Here is a 16,208-nt window from a genome sequence, read left to right as displayed (position 1 = left end):
GGGCCACTCAGGCGTGGCGCGCCGCCTTGTTGTTGGTGAAGCTGAGCGCGAGTACGGCAAAGATCAGCAGCCCGGTTCCGACCTGTTGCCAGTAGAAGTTCAGGCCGCTGAGCAGCAGGCCGTTGGACACGACGCTGAGCAGCAATACGCCGAGCGCGGTGCCGGCAATGTTCGGCCGTCCGTTGGCATTGAGGGTGGTGCCGATGAAGGTTGCGCCAATGGCATTGAGCAGGAAGGCATTGCCAGAATTCGGGATATAGACGGTCACCGTCGAGGTGAGGATGAGTCCGGCGATGGCGGCGGTGGCGGCAACAAGAATGTAGCAGGCCGCGACATAGGCGCGGAGCCGGATGCCTGAATAGCGCACGACTGGAGCCTGGATGCCGGCCGATATAGTCACGCGGCCGAAGCGCGTGCGGCCAAGGACGATCGTGGCTGCGATGATCACGGCGGCGGCGATGATCAGTGGCACGGGCAGGCCAAGCACGGTGCCGCGGCCGAGGAAGGTGAAGCTTTCCGGAACGCCTGCCGGAGGTAGATAAACCGGGTTGCCGCCATTGGTGAGGATCTGTTGGACGCTTCGGCCGACGAACTGGCTGCCGAGCGTGGCCAGGAATGGTGACACGCCGACACCGGCGATCAGCACTGCATTGAAAATTCCGACGGCCACGCCGGCCGCAATCCCGCCCAGTAGGGCAATGCCGATCGGCTGGCCTGCAAGAACGAGTGAGACGAAAGCGAAGCTCGCAAAGTCGATCGCCGTGCCGACTGAAAGATCGATGCCGCCGGCAGCGACCGCAAGCGTCATCGCGATGGACACGATGGCCAGCAGCGCGAAGTTATTGACGAGGATGCTGGTGACGTTTGCCGTGGTCAGAAAACTGGGCGACACCAGCGAGAAAGTCACGACGACGACAAACAGTGCAATTGTCAGAGCATGACGGGTGATATGCCGAAAGGGGGCTCTTGGATCACGTGTATGAGGGGCGCTCATGGCTGGTTTTCCTGGTTGCGAAGCAGCGTGGTGGCAGAGACCACGAGCAGGATCAGCACGCCTTGTACGCCGCTGACGAGTGTCGAGGAGATGTTGAGAAGCTGGAAGCCGTTGAGCAGCAGGCCGACGAACAGCGCCGAAAGCAGGGTGCCGGGGATGGTCGGCACCAGGCGGCGTGAGAATACGCTTCCGAGCAGCGCCGTCACCACCACCGGCAGCAACATCTCGCCCGAGCCGGTCGTGCTGCCACTGAGATAGGAGACGGAGAGAATTCCGGCGATGCCACCGCACAATCCGCTGGCGAGAAACGAAGTTGCAACATAGCGCTTGACCGGTAGGCCGGCAGCGCGCGCAGCTTCCGGAAATTCGCCGACCGCATACAGCCTCAATCCGAACGGCGTGTATTGGATGATCGCCGCGATGATCGCCGTAAATCCGATCAGCACATAAGCGAGCATTGGAAAGCCGAAGGGGCTGGCTGACAGAAAATCCAGAAACGCGGTCGAGGCAGGGATGACCGTATTCTGGGTTAGAACGAGTTCAAGCCCAGCCACGACATTCATGACCGCGAGTGTTGCCAGGAGTGGTACGATGCCTGCCGCAACCACGGCGATCGCATTGACGGTGCCGATGACGAGGCCAGTCGCAAGGGCGGCAACAACGGCAGTTGCGTCGCCAAACCCAGCTTGGGTAAGACTGGCATAAACTGCGGCGCTCAGCCCCATATTGGCGGCGAGCGACAGGTCGATGCCGCCGGTGACGACGTTCGAGCCGCCGGCGATGATGACGATGGTGAGTCCGATCGCCAGAACCCCGGCAATGGCGGACTGTCCGAGGACGTTGCCGATATTGCCGATGGTCAGGAAATAGGGTGCCGTCAGCGAAAAGATCACGAGGATCATCAGGAACGCCAGCAGCGAGCCGTAGCGCAGCGTCGCCGTTGCGAGCTGTTTTCCCGACCCTGTCGGCCTGGATGTGGACACGGTCTCGTTTTCAGTCAGCGATGATGGGTAGTGGGTATCAACCAACATGGCGCAGGGCCTCCTTGGAGCCGGTCGCTTCGGCAAGGATTTCATCCGGCGTGGTTCGGGATGTTGAAATTTCCCGGACGACCCGGCCGCGGAACATGACGAGCACACTGTCGGCGATGCCGACCAGTTCATCGAGGTCAGATGACAGCACGATGATGCCGGCTCCACGAGCGGCAAGCTCGCCAATCAGCGAGTAGATTTCGACCTTGGCGGCAATATCGACACCTACGGTCGGCTCATCGAGGAGATAGATTTCCGAATGATGGCTGAGCCATTTGGCGATCGCGACTTTCTGCTGGTTGCCGCCGGAAAGCGAGCGCACCAATGCCTCCCGACCTGTCGTCTTGATCTGCAGGCGTTTGACCAGCGCTTCCGTTTCGGAATTCTCGGCGTGCCGGTTGATCAGGCCAAAGCGGGTGAAGCGCCCAAGGCTCGCGAGAGTCGTATTCTCTCGCACATTCAGGTCAAGCGCCACGCCATGGCGGCGGCGGTCCTCGGGAATGAGAGCCAGCCGCCTGCGCGAAGCCTCGGAGGGGTCGGCGGGCCATGCAGTTTTGCCGTTCAACTCGACCGATCCCGACGTCGGCTGCTCCAGCCCGAACAATGTGCGCAAGAGATCCTTGGCACCTGAACCGAGCAGGCCAGTCAAGCCGAGGATTTCACCTTTTCGGAGCGTAAACGAAACGGCATCGTATTTACCTGTCGATGAAAGCCTGTCGAGCTTCAACACCGTTTCGCCGAATTCAATGGGTCGTTTGGGGTAGAGTTCCCTGATGTCGCGCGCCACCATCAGTGTGCCGATTGCCGCCGCCGAGGTTTCGGCGAGCGGTAGCGTGGCGACGTCCAGGCCGTTGCGGAGCACAGTCACGGTGTCGCAAAGCGCCTCGATCTCGCGCAAATAGTGCGAGATGTAGATAACGCTGATGCCATCGTCGCGAAGCTTGCGGATCAGCCGGAAAAGGATATCGGCCTCGCGCCGCACCAGGGCAGCCGTCGGCTCGTCGAACACCAGCACCTTGGGCTTGTTGATCAACGCGCGGGTGATCTGGATGATCTGTCTTTCGGCCGTGGTCAGGTCCGATATCAGGGCGGATGCCTCAAGCTTTATCCCGAAAAACCGGTGCAGCAGCGCTTCTGCTTCCCTGTTCATTCTTCTGCGGTCAACGAACGGGGTTCCTGACATGCGTGGCTCGCGGCCGACAAACAGTGCCTCTCCAATCGTGAATGTCGGCACCAGCAGCCTATCCTGATGGATGAAATGGATGCCGAGCTCTTCGACCAGATGCGGCGTGAGCTGCGCATGGGAGACGCCATCGATTTCGATGCGCCCGCCGTCCGGCTGGTGAAGTCCCGCAAGCAGCTTGATAAGGGTCGATTTGCCGGCGCCGTTCTGGCCGACAAGGCCATGCACCGTGCCGCGCATGACTGTCAGCGATGCGCCATCGAGCGCGCGGGCGCCACCGAAATGCTTGACGATGTTGCTGAGCCGGATAATCGCATCGGACGCTTCCGGTGCTTTGGATGAGGGAGTGAAGGACATGGCGGGCCTTTTCGGATGCGCAACTGAGATGCCGGCGTGAGCGCCGGCACCTGGTTTGCTTGTCAGCTGATGCCGAGTTTCTTGCTGACTTCACCGACATTCTGCTTGTTGGCGAGTAGCGCCGGCACATAGGTTTCTCGCGGCAGCGTTTCACCTGCGAGCAGGCGCGCCACGTTGCGGATGGCGGTGCGGCCCAGTTCGGCCGGCTGCTGGGCGACATCGGCGGCCGCTGGCGACTTCGGATCGGCGACCAGCTGCAGGACTTCCGGGCTGCCGTCGACGCCGTAGGTCTTGATTTCGCTACGGCCAGCGGCGGCGATAGCCTGGGTCGCGCCAAGCTGCGGGATGTCCCACGCCGACCAGACGGCCTTGATCGATCCTTTGTCCGGATACTTGTTGAGGATCGCGGTGATCTGGGTAAAGGCGTCCTGTACGGTGTTTGGAATCACATCGCGCAGTTCCGGCTGGATGATCTTGATCTTGGGAAAGTACTTGGTGACGTTGACCAGCTGGTCGTAGCGGATGGCGCATGGAGTGACGCCGTAGAAGCCGTTGAAGATCACGATATTGCCTTCGCCTCCGATGTCGGCCACCAGCTGCAGCGCCAGATCCTTGCCGATACCCCAATTGTCGGAGGTTGCATTGTTCAGCGAATTGTTGGAGCCGACGTCGATCGTCAGCACCGGAATGCCGGCATCGCGGGCTTTCTTGAGCCACGGGTCGATGACCGAAAGCGTGCCAAGCAGTTGCACGATCGCGTCCGGCTTCTGGGCGATCAGCGTCTGCAGTTGCGAAACCAGCTTGCCGTCGTTTCGGCCGGCATCCACGGCGATCGGCTCGCCACCGAGCCGCTTCACTTCCTCGATCTGGGCATTGTAGGCCTGCAGGTCGAAAAAGTGATCGGTTCCGGTGGCGCTGATGCCGATCCGCTTGCCCTTGAGCGACAGGCTTTCGTCGGCGCGCGCTTGCTGGCTGCCGATCAGGCCTGCTCCGGCAGCGACGACGCCGGCCAACGCCGAAAGCTTGAGGATGTCGCGGCGACCAAGGCCACCTGTGAAGTTTCGTTCAGTCATTTGATACCCCTTTTCGAATAAGCCATATGATAACATATAGTCTATAGAATAAGTGTATTTGTTATGGCCAACAGAAAAGGGTGTTCAAAACGCACCCTTCAAACGAAATGGAAATCTCAGGATATGTACGCGGGGAGACGAAAATTCCCGACGTCAGAAAGCGTTGGCGAAATGCACCGGTAATTTCCACGGGCGGACGGCGATGATGTCATAGCGCAGCGAAAGCAATGCAGCGTCCGGCTGCCGGGCAAGCCAGGCGAGGCTGGCATTGGTGATTCGCCTCTGGGCGTCGTGACTGACCGCGAACACCGCATCCTCGGTCGTGCGCCTCGCCTTGACCTCGACGAAGGCGATCAACTGACCTTTGCGGGCAATGATGTCGATCTCGCCCGACTTTGCCCTATAGCGCATGGCCACGATCCGGTAGCCCTTCGCGAGCAGCCAGAAAGCAGCGAAATACTCGGAAACGTAACCTCTCTGATGCGCTTTTCGGCGATCTCCAAGGTTTCGTTTCGCCATCGCCTATTCCTTCAGTTCGAGGAGCCGCTGATAGAGGTCCTTGCGCGGCAGGCCGGTCTGGCGGGCAGCCTCCGTTGCTGCTTTGGCGGTCGGCAGATGCACGGCCAGAGCTTTCAGGATATCGTCGAGCGCCTGTCCCTCTGGCGCGGCTACCGCTTCGGGCGGCGCGACCGCAACCACGATCTCGCCTTTGACGTTGTCGTTGATGGCATAATAGTCCGCCAGTTCCGCGAGCGTGCCGCGCCGGAACTCCTCGAATGTCTTGGTGAGCTCGCGGCACACGGTCGCGGCACGGCTGCCGCCGAGCATGTCGGCGGCGTCCCGAAGACTCGCCCCCAGCCGATGCGGAGATTCGAAATAGAGCAGCGTTCCCGGTATGACGGCAATTTCGGCAAGACGGTCGCGGCGGGCTTTTTCCTTCTGCGGCAGAAATCCGGCAAAGAAAAATGCTTCGTTGGGCAGCCCGGCTGCCGAAAGTGCCGTAATCACCGAAGAGGCGCCGGGCACCGGCACGACCTTGAGGCCCGCAGCGAGCGCCTCTTTCACCAGTCGAAATCCGGGATCGGAAACCAGCGGCGTGCCTGCATCGGACACCAGCGCCACCGACTTGCCGCTTTCGATGGCGGCGATCAGTTTCGGCCCGACTTCCGAGGCATTGTATTCGTGGTAGGCATAGGGGCGCTTGTTGATGCCGTAGCGGTCGAGCAGCACCCGCGTGACGCGTGTATCTTCGGCGGCGAGCATGTCGGCGCCGGCAAGCGTCTCGAGTGCCCTCAAGGTAATGTCGCCAAGGTTGCCGATAGGCGTGGCGACGAGATAGAGCGCTGTTTCGAGTGGCCGCGCCGGCACGGTCAGGGTCCGGATCCGGAAGCTGCCGGACTGGCTTTCGTCTTTGATATCGTCGTCAGCCAAGGCCTGCTCCGGGGTCAATGCATCATTCGCCTTTATGGGCAACCGCTTCGACATGTGCAAGACCGCACTTTGCAATGGAAATCACTTGCAATGCCAAGGCTATTTCTGCCATTTTGCCGGTCCGCCAGCGGCGGGCCTTTCCGGCACCTTGCCGGCACGAAAAATGAAAACGGTTAGAGATCATGCGTATCACAATCGAGCGTTCCAATCTTCTGAAGTCCTTGGGCCATGTTCATCGCGTCGTGGAGCGCCGCAATACCATCCCGATCCTGTCCAACGTGGCGCTCAGAGCCGAAGGTTCGGCCCTGATGATGAAGGCCACCGACCTCGATCTCGAGATCACCGAAAGTGCGCCGGCGATGACCGAGCAGGCTGGTTCGACCACCGTGCCGGCGCATCTTCTGTATGAAATCGTTCGCAAGTTGCCGGACGGTTCGGAAGTTGCGCTGTCGACCAATGCCGAAGGCTCGACCATGAGCGTCGCCTCCGGCCGCTCGAAATTCTCGCTGCAATGCCTGCCGGAATCCGATTTCCCCGATCTGACAGCCGGCACGTTCAGCCATACATTCAAGATCAAGGCATCTGATCTCAAGATGCTGATCGAGCGTACGCAGTTTGCGATCTCGACCGAAGAAACCCGCTATTACCTGAACGGCATCTTCCTACATACGATGGAAGCTGACGGTGCGCTGAAGCTCCGCGCAGTGGCAACCGACGGTCACCGCCTTGCACGCGCCGAAATCGAGGCGCCGTCGGGTTCGGAAGGCATGCCTGGCATCATCATCCCCCGCAAGACCGTGGGTGAAATCCAGAAGCTCGTTGAAAATCCGGATGCGGAAATCCGCTTCGAAGTATCGGACGCCAAGATCCGCCTTTCCTTCGGCGAGATCGTCCTGACCTCGAAGCTGATCGACGGCACGTTCCCCGATTACCAGCGTGTCATTCCTTCGGGCAATGACAAGGAAATGCGGGTCGATTGCGCGACCTTCGCGAGCGCTGTCGATCGCGTCTCGACAATTTCCTCTGAGCGCGGTCGTGCGGTCAAGATCGCGCTGGCTGATGGCCAGATGACATTGACGGTCAACAACCCCGACTCCGGCAGTGCAACGGAAGAACTCGCCGTCTCCTTCGAGGGCGATCCGCTGGAAATTGGCTTCAACGCCAAGTATTTGCTTGATATCACCAGCCAGTTGACCGGCGATGACGCCGTCTTCAAGCTCGCCGATCCCGGTTCGCCGACGATCATCCTGGATTCGGCCCATGGCGACGCACTCTACGTGCTGATGCCAATGCGTGTTTAATCCCTGGTTCCATTAAAGAAAAATTCATAGGTATTGAGCGCCACGTCTTGCTTTTACCTTGTTTAGCCTTCTCTATATTGCGAGGCTAAGAAAACTGGGGAAGCGGATGCGACAGATCAAGAGCCGGCTTGCAGCGAAATTCGACGACGAAATCCGGTTCATAAAGGGCGTTATGTCGCAGCCCAAGACAGTCGGCGCGATCATGCCGACCTCTGCGCGCACCGCCGCCAGGATGGCCAGCATTATCGATCTGGGATCCGGCCTGCCGGTTCTCGAACTTGGCCCCGGTACCGGGGTCATCACCAAGGCGATCCTCGATCGTGGCGTGAAGCCGGAAAACCTGGTCTCGGTCGAGTACTCGGCCCAATTCGTCCAGCACCTGGCCACGAAGTATCCGGGGGTCAACTTCATCAATGGCGATGCTTTCAATCTCGACGAGACATTGAGGGAATTCCAAGGCCAGCAGTTCGATTGCGTCATATCAGGCATTCCGCTGCTGAATTTCCCGATGCATCGACGCGTCAAGCTGATCGAGGACCTCTTGAAGCTGATGCCGCCGGGTCGGCCGGTCGTTCAGTTTTCCTACGGTCCGGTTTCCCCCGTCATCGCCCGGCCGGACAGCTACAAGATCCAGCATTTCGATTTCGTTGTCCGCAACATCCCACCGGCGCAGATCTGGCACTACAAGTCTCTGCATAGCTGATCGTGTTCGGCCTTTACATCACCCATCCGCAAGTCCTGATAGACCCCGCCGTGCCGGTGCCGAAATGGGGGTTGTCTGTGCTCGGGCGTGCGCGTGCCGAGAAGGCTTCAACCCAGCCGTGGGTCAGGAGGCTGGCGAGAATTATCTCCAGCGACGAGACCAAGGCGATCGAGACAGCCGAAATTCTCGCCCATGCGGCAGGTATCGAGGTCGAGACCGTCGACGATATGGGCGAGAATGACCGCTCCGCAACCGGATTTCTCGTGCCGGACGAATTCGAAAAGGCGGCGAACTGGTTCTTCGCCAACCCGCAAGAGAGCTTTCACGGTTGGGAACGAGCCATCGACGCGCAGACCCGTATCGTTGCGGCGGTATCGCATGTGCTGGCGGATCATGATCCGGCGCTGCCGATCGCCTTTGTCGGCCATGGCGGCGTCGGCACGTTGCTGAAATGCCATTTGGCCGGATTGCCGATCGCCCGCGTCCACGATCAGCCGCCCGGAAGTGGCGGCTTTCTCTATGCCTTCCGCCTGACGGACAGGTCGCTGCTGACGGACTGGGCGCCGATCGATCTCTGGTCAGGCCCCGCAGACAGAGGCCCGTCCTGCCTCAGCTAAGTGCCTTTTTCAGCGCGTAGAGCGCATCGAGTGCTTCGCGCGGCGTCATCTCATCGGGATTGAGTGCCTTCAAGCTTTCTTCCACCTTCGAGGCCTTCGAAGACTTTGGCTCGTCCCGGCGCACTGCGGCCTGAAACAGCGGCAAGTCATCGATCAGCTTTGCTGCCGGGTTCTTGCGATCGGCGTCCTCGAGCAGCGTGAGCACCTCGCGGGCCCGCGAAACCACGGAAGCCGGAAGCCCTGCAAGGCGCGCCACCTGGATACCGTAGGAGCGATCGGCCGCACCCGGGCCGACCTCGTGCAGGAAAATGACGTCGTTGTCCCATTCCTTCACCCGCATCGTGGCGTTTGCCAGTCGCGGCAGCTTTTCCGACAGCACGGTCAATTCGTGGAAATGGGTGGCAAACAGCGAGCGGCATTTGTTGACTTCGTGCAGGTGCTCGACGGCGGCCCAGGCAATCGACAGGCCGTCGAAGGTCGCAGTGCCACGGCCGATTTCGTCGAGGATGACCAGCGAGCGCGGCGTCGCCTGATTGAGGATTGCGGCCGTCTCGACCATTTCGACCATGAAGGTCGAGCGTCCACGCGCCAGATCGTCCGAGGCGCCGACGCGCGAAAACAGTCGGTCGACGACGCCGATGGCGGCCTCCGCGGCCGGCACGAAGGAGCCCATCTGGGCCATGATCGCGATCAGCGCGTTCTGGCGCAGGAAGGTCGATTTACCACCCATATTGGGGCCGGTAATCAGCCAGATAGCACCGTTGCTCTGGTCTTCCAGCGGCGACAGATCGCAATTGTTGGCGACGAACGGATTCTGCGCGGCCTTGCGCAGGGCCTGCTCGACCACTGGATGGCGACCGCCCTCGATGCGGAAATCCTGGCTCGCATCGACAGCTGGCCGGCAATAGGCCTGCTCGTCGGCGAGTGCCGCGAGTGCTGCCGAGACATCCACGGCAGCGATCGCCTGCGCAGCAGCCTTGACGGCGTCGGCTGCGTCCACCACGGCTTCGGATAACCGGCTAAAGACTTCGAGTTCGATCGCGAGCGCTTTTTCGGCTGCATTGGCGATGCGGCTTTCGAGGTCTGAAAGCTCGACGGTGGTGAACCGCATGGCATTGGCGATCGTCTGTCGATGGATGAAGCGGGCTCGGCGTTCTGGCGTTTCCGTCAGCGCGCCGGCGGTTCCGGCCGTCAGCTCGATGAAGTATCCCAGCACGTTGTTGTGCTTGATCTTCAGCGATTTGACGCCGGTTTCTTCCGAATACGATGTCTGCAGGCCGACGATCACCCGCCGCGACTGGTCACGCAACTGCCTGAGTTCGTCGAGCTCGGGGATCGCCCCATCGCGCACGAAGCCGCCGTCGCGTTTCTGCAGCGGCAGCTCTTCGGCCAAGAGCGAGGCCAATTGGTCGGTCAGTTCGAACGGCACGGAGCCAAGCCCGGCAAAGGCATCGGAAAGTTCTGTTGGCAGGCGCTTGCCGGCCAGCATGGCGCCAAGCGACCGGGCTGCTTCCAGCCCCTTGAGGATTGCGGCGAGATCACGCGGGCCGCCCCGTTCGAGGGCCAGTCGCGACAGCGCTCGCGGCATGTCCGGCGTGTGCCTGAGTTCGCGCCTGATATCATCAGTCAAGCGTTGCTCATCAAGAAAGAAAGCAACGGAATCCAGTCGCGCATTGATCGCATCGGCATCGGTCAGCGGGCTCATCAGCCGTTCGGCCAGCAGGCGCGCGCCGCCGCCGGTGACGGTCCGGTCGATTGCCGTGACCAGCGCGCCGCCGCGCTCGCCAGAAAGCGTGCGCACGAGCTCGAGATTGGCGCGGGTGGCGGGGTCGATCAGCAGCGTCGAGGCGGCATTTTCCCGTTCCGGCCGGCCCAGCGCCGGCCGTTCGGCGATCTGCGTCTTCTCGACATAGGCGATAGCGGCGGCGCCTGCCGATAGCTCGGACCGGCTGAAGGCGCCGAAACCGTCCAGTGTGACTGTCTGGAAATAGCGCGCGATGCGGCTTTCGGCCGTCGCCGAATCGAATAGCACCGCCGGTTGCGGGCTGACGATGCGTCCGAGCATGTCGAATGTCGGTCGCAGCTCGGCATCATGGAAGAGGCTGTCGGCAACGATCAGCTCCTTGGGGTCGATCCGCATGATATCCGATAGCAGGCGATAGAGATCGGTTTCCGCCAACCGGAAGATGCCGGTGGAAATGTCGATCCACGCCAGCGCATATTGCGGCTTGTCGCCGCCCTTGATGCGCGCAAGCGTCATCAGATAGTTGCTGTCGCCGGGATTGAGCAGCTTCTCCTCGGTGATCGTGCCGGGGGTGACCAGCCGAACGACATCGCGCTTGACGACCGATTTGCTGCCGCGCTTCTTGGCCTCGGCCGGATCTTCCATCTGTTCGCACACCGCAACCCGGTAGCCGAAGCCGATGAGCTTCTGCAGATAGTCGTCGGCGGCATGCACGGGCACCCCGCACATCGGGATATCCTGGCCAAGGTGCTGGCCTCTCCTCGTCAGGGTGATGCCGAGTGCGCGCGATGCTTCCAGTGCATCCTCGAAGAACAGCTCGTAGAAATCGCCCATGCGATAGAACAGCAGGCTATCGGCATTGTTGGCCTTGATTTCGATAAACTGCTCCATCATCGGCGTGGCTGAGAGGCGGCTCTCCTCGGTGGCGAGCTGGGCAACGGTCAGGGCGTCGGAAATGGTCATACGGCTCTTTGACAAAGGGGAATGGGTGTTCAATAAAGGTAGGCGGAACACTATCGATATTGCCCGCAAAGACAATAAGAGGCTCGGCCAAAACGACCTGAGCCCACAGGAAGGCTGGGAGGAACGATGCCCAAAAAAGAGAACCGCAACCGGAATATGCCCACCGTCACCCGCCAGGAGGCGTTGGATTTCCATGCGCAGGGCAGGCCCGGCAAACTCGAAATTACACCAACCAAGCCGATGGCGACGCAGCGCGATCTTTCGCTTGCCTATTCGCCTGGGGTGGCCGAGCCAGTCAAGGCAATCGCCGAAGATCCTTCCACCGCCTACGACTATACCACTCGCGGCAACATGGTTGCGGTGATCTCCAACGGCACCGCAATCCTGGGGCTCGGCAATCTCGGCGCGCTTGCTTCCAAGCCTGTCATGGAAGGCAAATCGGTTCTCTTCAAACGCTTTGCCGATGTCGATTCGATCGACCTCGAGATCGACACCGAAAATGTCGACGAATTCGTCAACTGCGTGCGCTTTCTCGGCCCTTCCTTCGGCGGAATCAATCTCGAGGATATCAAGGCACCGGACTGTTTCGTGATCGAAAGCCGGTTGCGCGAAATCATGGACATTCCGGTGTTCCATGACGACCAGCACGGCACTGCCATCATCGCTGCCGCCGGGCTGATCAATGCGCTTGATCTTACCGGGCGTGATTACAAGACCACCAAACTCGTCTGCAATGGCGCGGGTGCCGCTGCCATCGCCTGCATCGAATTGATCAAGGCGATCGGGTTCAACCCGGAAAACATCATCCTCTGCGACACTAAGGGTGTGGTCTTCCAGGGCCGCACCGAAGGCATGAACCAGTGGAAATCGGCGCACGCCGTCAACTCGGACAAGCGCACGCTGGCCGAAGCCATGGACGGCGCCGATGTGGTGCTGGGACTGTCGGCCAAAGGCACCCTGTCCGAGGATATGATCCGCTCGATGGCGCCGAACCCGATCATCTTCGCCATGGCCAATCCGGATCCTGAAATCACGCCCGAGGAAGTCGCCCGTATCCGCGACGACGCGATCATGGCGACCGGCCGGTCCGACTATCCGAACCAGGTCAACAATGTGCTCGGATTTCCCTATATTTTCCGCGGCGCGCTCGATGTCCGGGCCTCGACCATCAACGACGAAATGAAGATTGCCGCTGTCATGGCGCTCGCCAATCTTGCCAAGGAAGACGTGCCTGATGATGTCGCTGCTGCCTATCAGGGCAATCGTCCGCGTTTTGGTCCGAACTACATCATCCCGGTACCCTTCGACCCCCGGCTGATCTCTTCCATTCCCGTGGCGGTCGCCAAGGCGGCGATGGATTCGGGCGTGGCGCGCAAGCCAATCGCTGATCTGGAAGCCTATGCGCGCGAGCTGCGTGGCCGGCGAGATCCGATTGCCTCCACGCTGCAGCGCATCTACGACCGTGTCCGCAGGCATCCAAAGCGCGTCGTGTTCGCCGAGGCCGAGGAAGAGCAGGTGATGCGGGCGGCGATTTCCTACGTCAACCAGCAACTCGGAACCGCAATCCTGCTCGGTCGCGATGACGTCATTGCGGCCACGGCTGAGAAGGCGGGCATCGATCTCAACCGCCCTGGCATCGAATTCATTAACGCCCGGACATCCAAGCGGCGCGAGGCCTATGTCGATTATCTCTATGCGCGTCTGCAGCGGAAGGGTTTCCTGCAGCGTGACGTCCAGCGGCTGATCAATACCGACCGCAACCATTTTGCCGCCTGCATGGTGGCTTTGGGTGATGCCGATGCGATGGTGACCGGCACCACGCGGAATTATTCCACGGCGCTTTCCGACATCAGGCGCTGCATCGATGCCAAGCCGGGTCACCGGGTCATCGGCGTGTCGCTCGCGCTGTGTCGGGGCCGCAACGTGTTGGTCGCAGATACGGCTGTTCACGACATGCCGTCGTCGGAGGAGCTAGCCGACATTGCAGAAGAGGCCGCGAGCCTGGCGCGCAAGCTGGGCTACGAGCCGCGCGTGGCCATGCTGGCCTATTCCACCTTCGGCCATCCCGAGGGCGAGCGCTCCGAGCGCGTCCGGGAGGCCGTCAAGATTCTTGACAAGCGGCGGGTCGATTTCGAGTATGACGGCGAAATGTCCGCCGAAGTGGCGCTCAACCCTCGGATCATGGAGCAATATCCGTTCTGTCGCCTGTCGGGCACCGCTAACGTTCTGGTCATGCCGGCATTCCACTCGGCGTCCATTTCCACCAAGATGCTGCAGGAACTGGGCGGATGTACCGTCATCGGGCCGCTGCTGGTTGGTTTTGACAAGCCGGTGCAGATAGCCTCGATGGGGGCCAAGGATTCCGATATCGTCAACATGGCGGCGATTGCGGCCTACAATGCCGGGACATGACGCTATCCGCGAAAGCCCCTCCCAAACCCTCCCCACAAGGGGGAGGGCTTAACCTGGAGCGAACGGATACTGCTAAAAGCAGCCTTTCATCGGCAGCCTGCGTTACTTTGTGGTGAGTGATCGGTATGTTAAGTCCTCCCCCTTGTGGGGAGGATTTAGGAGGGGAATCGTGCAGCGCACGCGCGGCTATTGGAAACTGGTTTCCAGTGCATCCATGCTGGAAGCCATTTCGGCGCGCATCCACGCCTTGAAGACTTTTATCTTCCGGCTTTCGCGTTGATCCCGTGCGGTGGCGAAATAGTGACCGTAGCCGGTTTTGGCGCGAATTTTGAAGGGTACCGCCAGTCGGCCTTCCAGAATTGCGTCCACAGTCAGCGTCTGCCAGGCGAGCATGACGCCCTGGCCGGCGATGACGGCGTCTAGGCACAACGACGCTTCGTTAAGGACGTGCCGGGCATTCATCTTTTCGCCAGCCAGTCCGGCGACGTCCAGCCAGACGCTCCAGTCGAACATCGCCTTGCTGTCGATGACTGCCGGCATGCTGAGAATATCGCGCGGCGTCTTCAACTCCGTTGCCAGTGAGGGGGCAACGACAGGAAATACCTGCTGCGTCAAAATCGGCTCTGAGACGACGTCTGGCCACTCGCCCATGCCGACCCGGATGCCCAGGTCGATATCCGATATCGCGGGATCGATGAGCCGCGTGGTGGCATCGATCCTGAGGACAATATCCGGAAACTGGCGGGCAAAACTTTCGAGCCGCCGTACCAGCCAGCGCGCCGCAAACACCGGCGCCACCGAGATCGTCAAGCAGTTGGTGTCGCGCCGCTGGGCCAGCCCGACGCCTTCCGACAGCTTGCCGAACCCTTCTGTGAGGCGGCCCAGAACCGGTCGACCGATATCGGTGGCCACCAGCCCTTTCGGCCTGCGCTCGAAGATCAGATGTCCGAGTTGCGCCTCCGCCTTGTTGATCTGCTGGCTGACCGCGCCGGCCGACACCCCGAGCTCGTCGGCCGCCGCCTGCAGCGAGCCGAGCCTGCCGACCGCTTCGAGCGCCCGAAGTCCATTAAGATGCACGGTGTTCAGGTTTTTCATTTAGCTTTTCTATACCGGATCGAAAACATTCTCAATTGAAGCGAGCTGTCGCGGGCGCGATATAGAGCCCATCAGGACCACTGGAAAGAGGTGAGTCGCTATGGAAACGACCTGTTCAGCTAACAACAATGTACCGATATCGGTTCGCCCTCAGCATGCGAGCGGGCTGTCAACAATGATCTCGGCCTTTAGAAAAGCCATTCGTCAACTCGGTGAAACGGAAGACGATGCGACGATGTCTGCATGGCGCGATCCGCTGATGCATCCGGAAATCCAGCGGATGTCGTCGCGCGAGCTTGCAGACCTGCCCCTCTCGGCGGGTTACGGCAAATACGGCAAATAGGCACGGCTCGACGGTGGCCGACAAAAAGAAAAAACCGGAGCGGCCGATGGGGCTGCTCCGGACCTGCCGAAGGAAGGGTGTGGAGTCTTTCCAGTAGCCTGCAAAGGCTCCGGGATGTTCAGCAGGCAAAACGCTGGGCATCGGCCCCGTAATAATTGACGTAACGGCTGGAGATGCTTTCGATCGGCAACACGACCAGCACATCCGTCGTGCCGAAAGCACGGTCGACCACAGCACCTTCGCCCACCATCGCGCCCAGTCTCAGGTAACCCTTGATGAGCGGAGGCATGGAGACGAGCGCTTTCCTGGCGTTCACGGCTTCCGGCGGCATCAGATCCATATTGCGGCCATGCCCGCCCGCCGCGCCAACGGCCCAGCTGCCGGTCGCGAGCGAATTGTGGTGCAGGAACGACAGTGCGAGCGCGTGGGCCTCCGGGAAGATGCCTGGAAACGAAGCGCAGCCGAACATCACGTCGAGGCCGTGCTTGAGCGCATAAGCCCAGTTTCCCTGCCAGAGAAGTTCCACCGTGCGTTTCGTGCGATAGGGCGGCAGTACACAGGAGCGGCCAAGTTCTAGGAACTTCTTGCCGGGATGGCGCGCAATCAACGGCGCTACGTCGAATTCCGAGGCGGAGTAAAAGCCGGAATGACGATCGGCAACCTCCTGCCGCAATAGGCGGTATGTGGCGACGATCTGGTCGGCTGTGTCGCCTTCGATCGCCCGGTCGATCACGATTAGATGATCGCAGATGTCGTCGAAGGCATCGATATCCAGGCGCGCACGCATGGCGGAGGCGGGAAGCTCGGCACCCATCTCCTCGACGAAGACGCGATAGCGGATAGCCTGTGCCGCCTCAATTTCCCGCGTGTTCGCTGCCAGGCGGGTCTCGAGGGTGCCGATACGGCCCAGTACGGGTTCCCCGCGGCCCTGGATAGAGATCCTGCTGTCCATGCGAGGCGT

14 protein-coding genes are annotated in these 16,208 nt (G+C 60.8%); 5 read left to right on the top strand and 9 right to left on the bottom strand.

Annotated elements, in window-relative coordinates:
- Positions 1-7: 7 nt before the first annotated feature.
- The 6 genes from JJB09_RS07345 to rsmI all read right to left on the bottom strand — a co-directional run bounded on the left by JJB09_RS07345 (position 8) and on the right by rsmI (position 6,069).
- A complete protein-coding gene (locus tag JJB09_RS07345; RefSeq protein WP_201655367.1) occupies positions 8-994 on the bottom strand; it encodes an ABC transporter permease in 987 nt (328 codons plus the stop codon).
- Positions 991-2,025: an ABC transporter permease gene (locus tag JJB09_RS07340; protein WP_201655364.1), complete on the bottom strand. Its 1,035-nt coding sequence runs from the start codon at positions 2,023-2,025 to the stop codon at positions 991-993. The genes JJB09_RS07345 and JJB09_RS07340 overlap by 4 nt, the downstream gene beginning before the upstream one ends.
- Complete coding sequence (locus JJB09_RS07335; RefSeq protein ID WP_201655361.1) at positions 2,015-3,565, bottom strand: sugar ABC transporter ATP-binding protein; 1,551 nt, start codon at positions 3,563-3,565, stop codon at positions 2,015-2,017. Before JJB09_RS07335 ends, JJB09_RS07340 begins: the two co-directional genes overlap by 11 nt.
- A gap of 62 nt (positions 3,566-3,627) precedes the next feature.
- Positions 3,628-4,638, bottom strand: coding sequence for a sugar ABC transporter substrate-binding protein (locus tag JJB09_RS07330; protein WP_201655358.1), 1,011 nt, complete (start codon positions 4,636-4,638; stop codon positions 3,628-3,630).
- 153 nt (positions 4,639-4,791) lie between these two features.
- Entirely contained in the window at positions 4,792-5,157 is a 366-nt protein-coding gene (locus tag JJB09_RS07325) for a YraN family protein (protein ID WP_201655355.1), read from the bottom strand.
- A gap of 3 nt (positions 5,158-5,160) precedes the next feature.
- A complete protein-coding gene (rsmI, locus tag JJB09_RS07320; RefSeq protein ID WP_246748604.1) occupies positions 5,161-6,069 on the bottom strand; it encodes a 16S rRNA (cytidine(1402)-2'-O)-methyltransferase in 909 nt (302 codons plus the stop codon).
- A gap of 182 nt (positions 6,070-6,251) precedes the next feature.
- Here rsmI and dnaN point away from each other — a divergent pair, with 182 nt between their 5' ends.
- From dnaN to JJB09_RS07305, 3 genes are all read left to right on the top strand, one after another.
- Positions 6,252-7,370 carry a DNA polymerase III subunit beta gene (gene dnaN / locus JJB09_RS07315; protein ID WP_201655349.1) on the top strand — a complete coding sequence of 373 codons (1,119 nt, stop codon included), beginning with the start codon at positions 6,252-6,254 and terminating at the stop codon, positions 7,368-7,370.
- A 106-nt stretch (positions 7,371-7,476) separates the two neighbouring features.
- Positions 7,477-8,073 carry a phospholipid N-methyltransferase PmtA gene (pmtA, locus tag JJB09_RS07310; RefSeq protein WP_201655347.1) on the top strand — a complete coding sequence of 199 codons (597 nt, stop codon included), beginning with the start codon at positions 7,477-7,479 and terminating at the stop codon, positions 8,071-8,073.
- Between the two features lie 2 nt (positions 8,074-8,075).
- On the top strand, positions 8,076-8,690 hold the full coding sequence (locus JJB09_RS07305) for a histidine phosphatase family protein (RefSeq protein WP_201655344.1): 615 nt from the start codon (positions 8,076-8,078) through the stop codon (positions 8,688-8,690).
- On the opposite strand, the gene mutS is transcribed toward JJB09_RS07305, so the two are convergent.
- Positions 8,683-11,397 carry a DNA mismatch repair protein MutS gene (gene mutS / locus JJB09_RS07300; protein ID WP_201655341.1) on the bottom strand — a complete coding sequence of 905 codons (2,715 nt, stop codon included), beginning with the start codon at positions 11,395-11,397 and terminating at the stop codon, positions 8,683-8,685. The two genes, JJB09_RS07305 and mutS, sit on opposite strands and share 8 nt — an antisense overlap.
- Before the next feature lie 126 nt (positions 11,398-11,523).
- Here mutS and JJB09_RS07295 point away from each other — a divergent pair, with 126 nt between their 5' ends.
- Positions 11,524-13,809, top strand: coding sequence for an NADP-dependent malic enzyme (locus tag JJB09_RS07295; RefSeq protein ID WP_201655338.1), 2,286 nt, complete (start codon positions 11,524-11,526; stop codon positions 13,807-13,809).
- A gap of 186 nt (positions 13,810-13,995) precedes the next feature.
- Here JJB09_RS07295 and JJB09_RS07290 read toward each other — a convergent pair whose 3' ends face one another.
- Positions 13,996-14,904, bottom strand: a complete 909-nt coding sequence (locus JJB09_RS07290) for a LysR substrate-binding domain-containing protein (protein ID WP_201655335.1) — start codon at positions 14,902-14,904, stop codon at positions 13,996-13,998.
- A gap of 100 nt (positions 14,905-15,004) precedes the next feature.
- Between JJB09_RS07290 and JJB09_RS07285 the strand changes: the two genes are divergently transcribed.
- The gene (locus JJB09_RS07285; protein ID WP_201655332.1) at positions 15,005-15,247 is read left to right on the top strand and encodes a hypothetical protein; all 243 of its coding nucleotides are present in this window, start codon (positions 15,005-15,007) and stop codon (positions 15,245-15,247) included.
- A 118-nt stretch (positions 15,248-15,365) separates the two neighbouring features.
- On the opposite strand, the gene olsB is transcribed toward JJB09_RS07285, so the two are convergent.
- Positions 15,366-16,199: a l-ornithine N(alpha)-acyltransferase gene (gene olsB / locus JJB09_RS07280; protein ID WP_246748618.1), complete on the bottom strand. Its 834-nt coding sequence runs from the start codon at positions 16,197-16,199 to the stop codon at positions 15,366-15,368.
- Between the last annotated feature and the right edge of the window lie 9 nt (positions 16,200-16,208).

The sequence above is a fragment of the Phytoamicus setariae genome, from assembly GCF_016722925.1.
In the GTDB taxonomy this organism is placed as follows: Bacteria; Pseudomonadota; Alphaproteobacteria; order Rhizobiales; family Rhizobiaceae; genus Rhizobium_E; species Rhizobium_E setariae.
This window is presented reverse-complemented; position numbering and strand designations above follow the sequence as displayed.

What these genes read in the sequence shown, in the direction of transcription:
- JJB09_RS07345 (WP_201655367.1), bottom strand. Translation starts at nt 994, where the DNA reads ATGAGCGCCCCTCATACACGTGATCCAAGAGCCCCCTTTCGGCATATC.
- JJB09_RS07340 (WP_201655364.1), bottom strand. Translation starts at nt 2,025, where the DNA reads ATGTTGGTTGATACCCACTACCCATCATCGCTGACTGAAAACGAGACC.
- JJB09_RS07335 (WP_201655361.1), bottom strand. Translation starts at nt 3,565, where the DNA reads ATGTCCTTCACTCCCTCATCCAAAGCACCGGAAGCGTCCGATGCGATT.
- JJB09_RS07330 (WP_201655358.1), bottom strand. Translation starts at nt 4,638, where the DNA reads ATGACTGAACGAAACTTCACAGGTGGCCTTGGTCGCCGCGACATCCTC.
- JJB09_RS07325 (WP_201655355.1), bottom strand. Translation starts at nt 5,157, where the DNA reads ATGGCGAAACGAAACCTTGGAGATCGCCGAAAAGCGCATCAGAGAGGT.
- dnaN (WP_201655349.1), top strand. Translation starts at nt 6,252, where the DNA reads ATGCGTATCACAATCGAGCGTTCCAATCTTCTGAAGTCCTTGGGCCAT.
- pmtA (WP_201655347.1), top strand. Translation starts at nt 7,477, where the DNA reads ATGCGACAGATCAAGAGCCGGCTTGCAGCGAAATTCGACGACGAAATC.
- mutS (WP_201655341.1), bottom strand. Translation starts at nt 11,397, where the DNA reads ATGACCATTTCCGACGCCCTGACCGTTGCCCAGCTCGCCACCGAGGAG.
- JJB09_RS07295 (WP_201655338.1), top strand. Translation starts at nt 11,524, where the DNA reads ATGCCCAAAAAAGAGAACCGCAACCGGAATATGCCCACCGTCACCCGC.
- JJB09_RS07290 (WP_201655335.1), bottom strand. Translation starts at nt 14,904, where the DNA reads ATGAAAAACCTGAACACCGTGCATCTTAATGGACTTCGGGCGCTCGAA.
- JJB09_RS07285 (WP_201655332.1), top strand. Translation starts at nt 15,005, where the DNA reads ATGGAAACGACCTGTTCAGCTAACAACAATGTACCGATATCGGTTCGC.
- olsB (WP_246748618.1), bottom strand. Translation starts at nt 16,199, where the DNA reads ATGGACAGCAGGATCTCTATCCAGGGCCGCGGGGAACCCGTACTGGGC.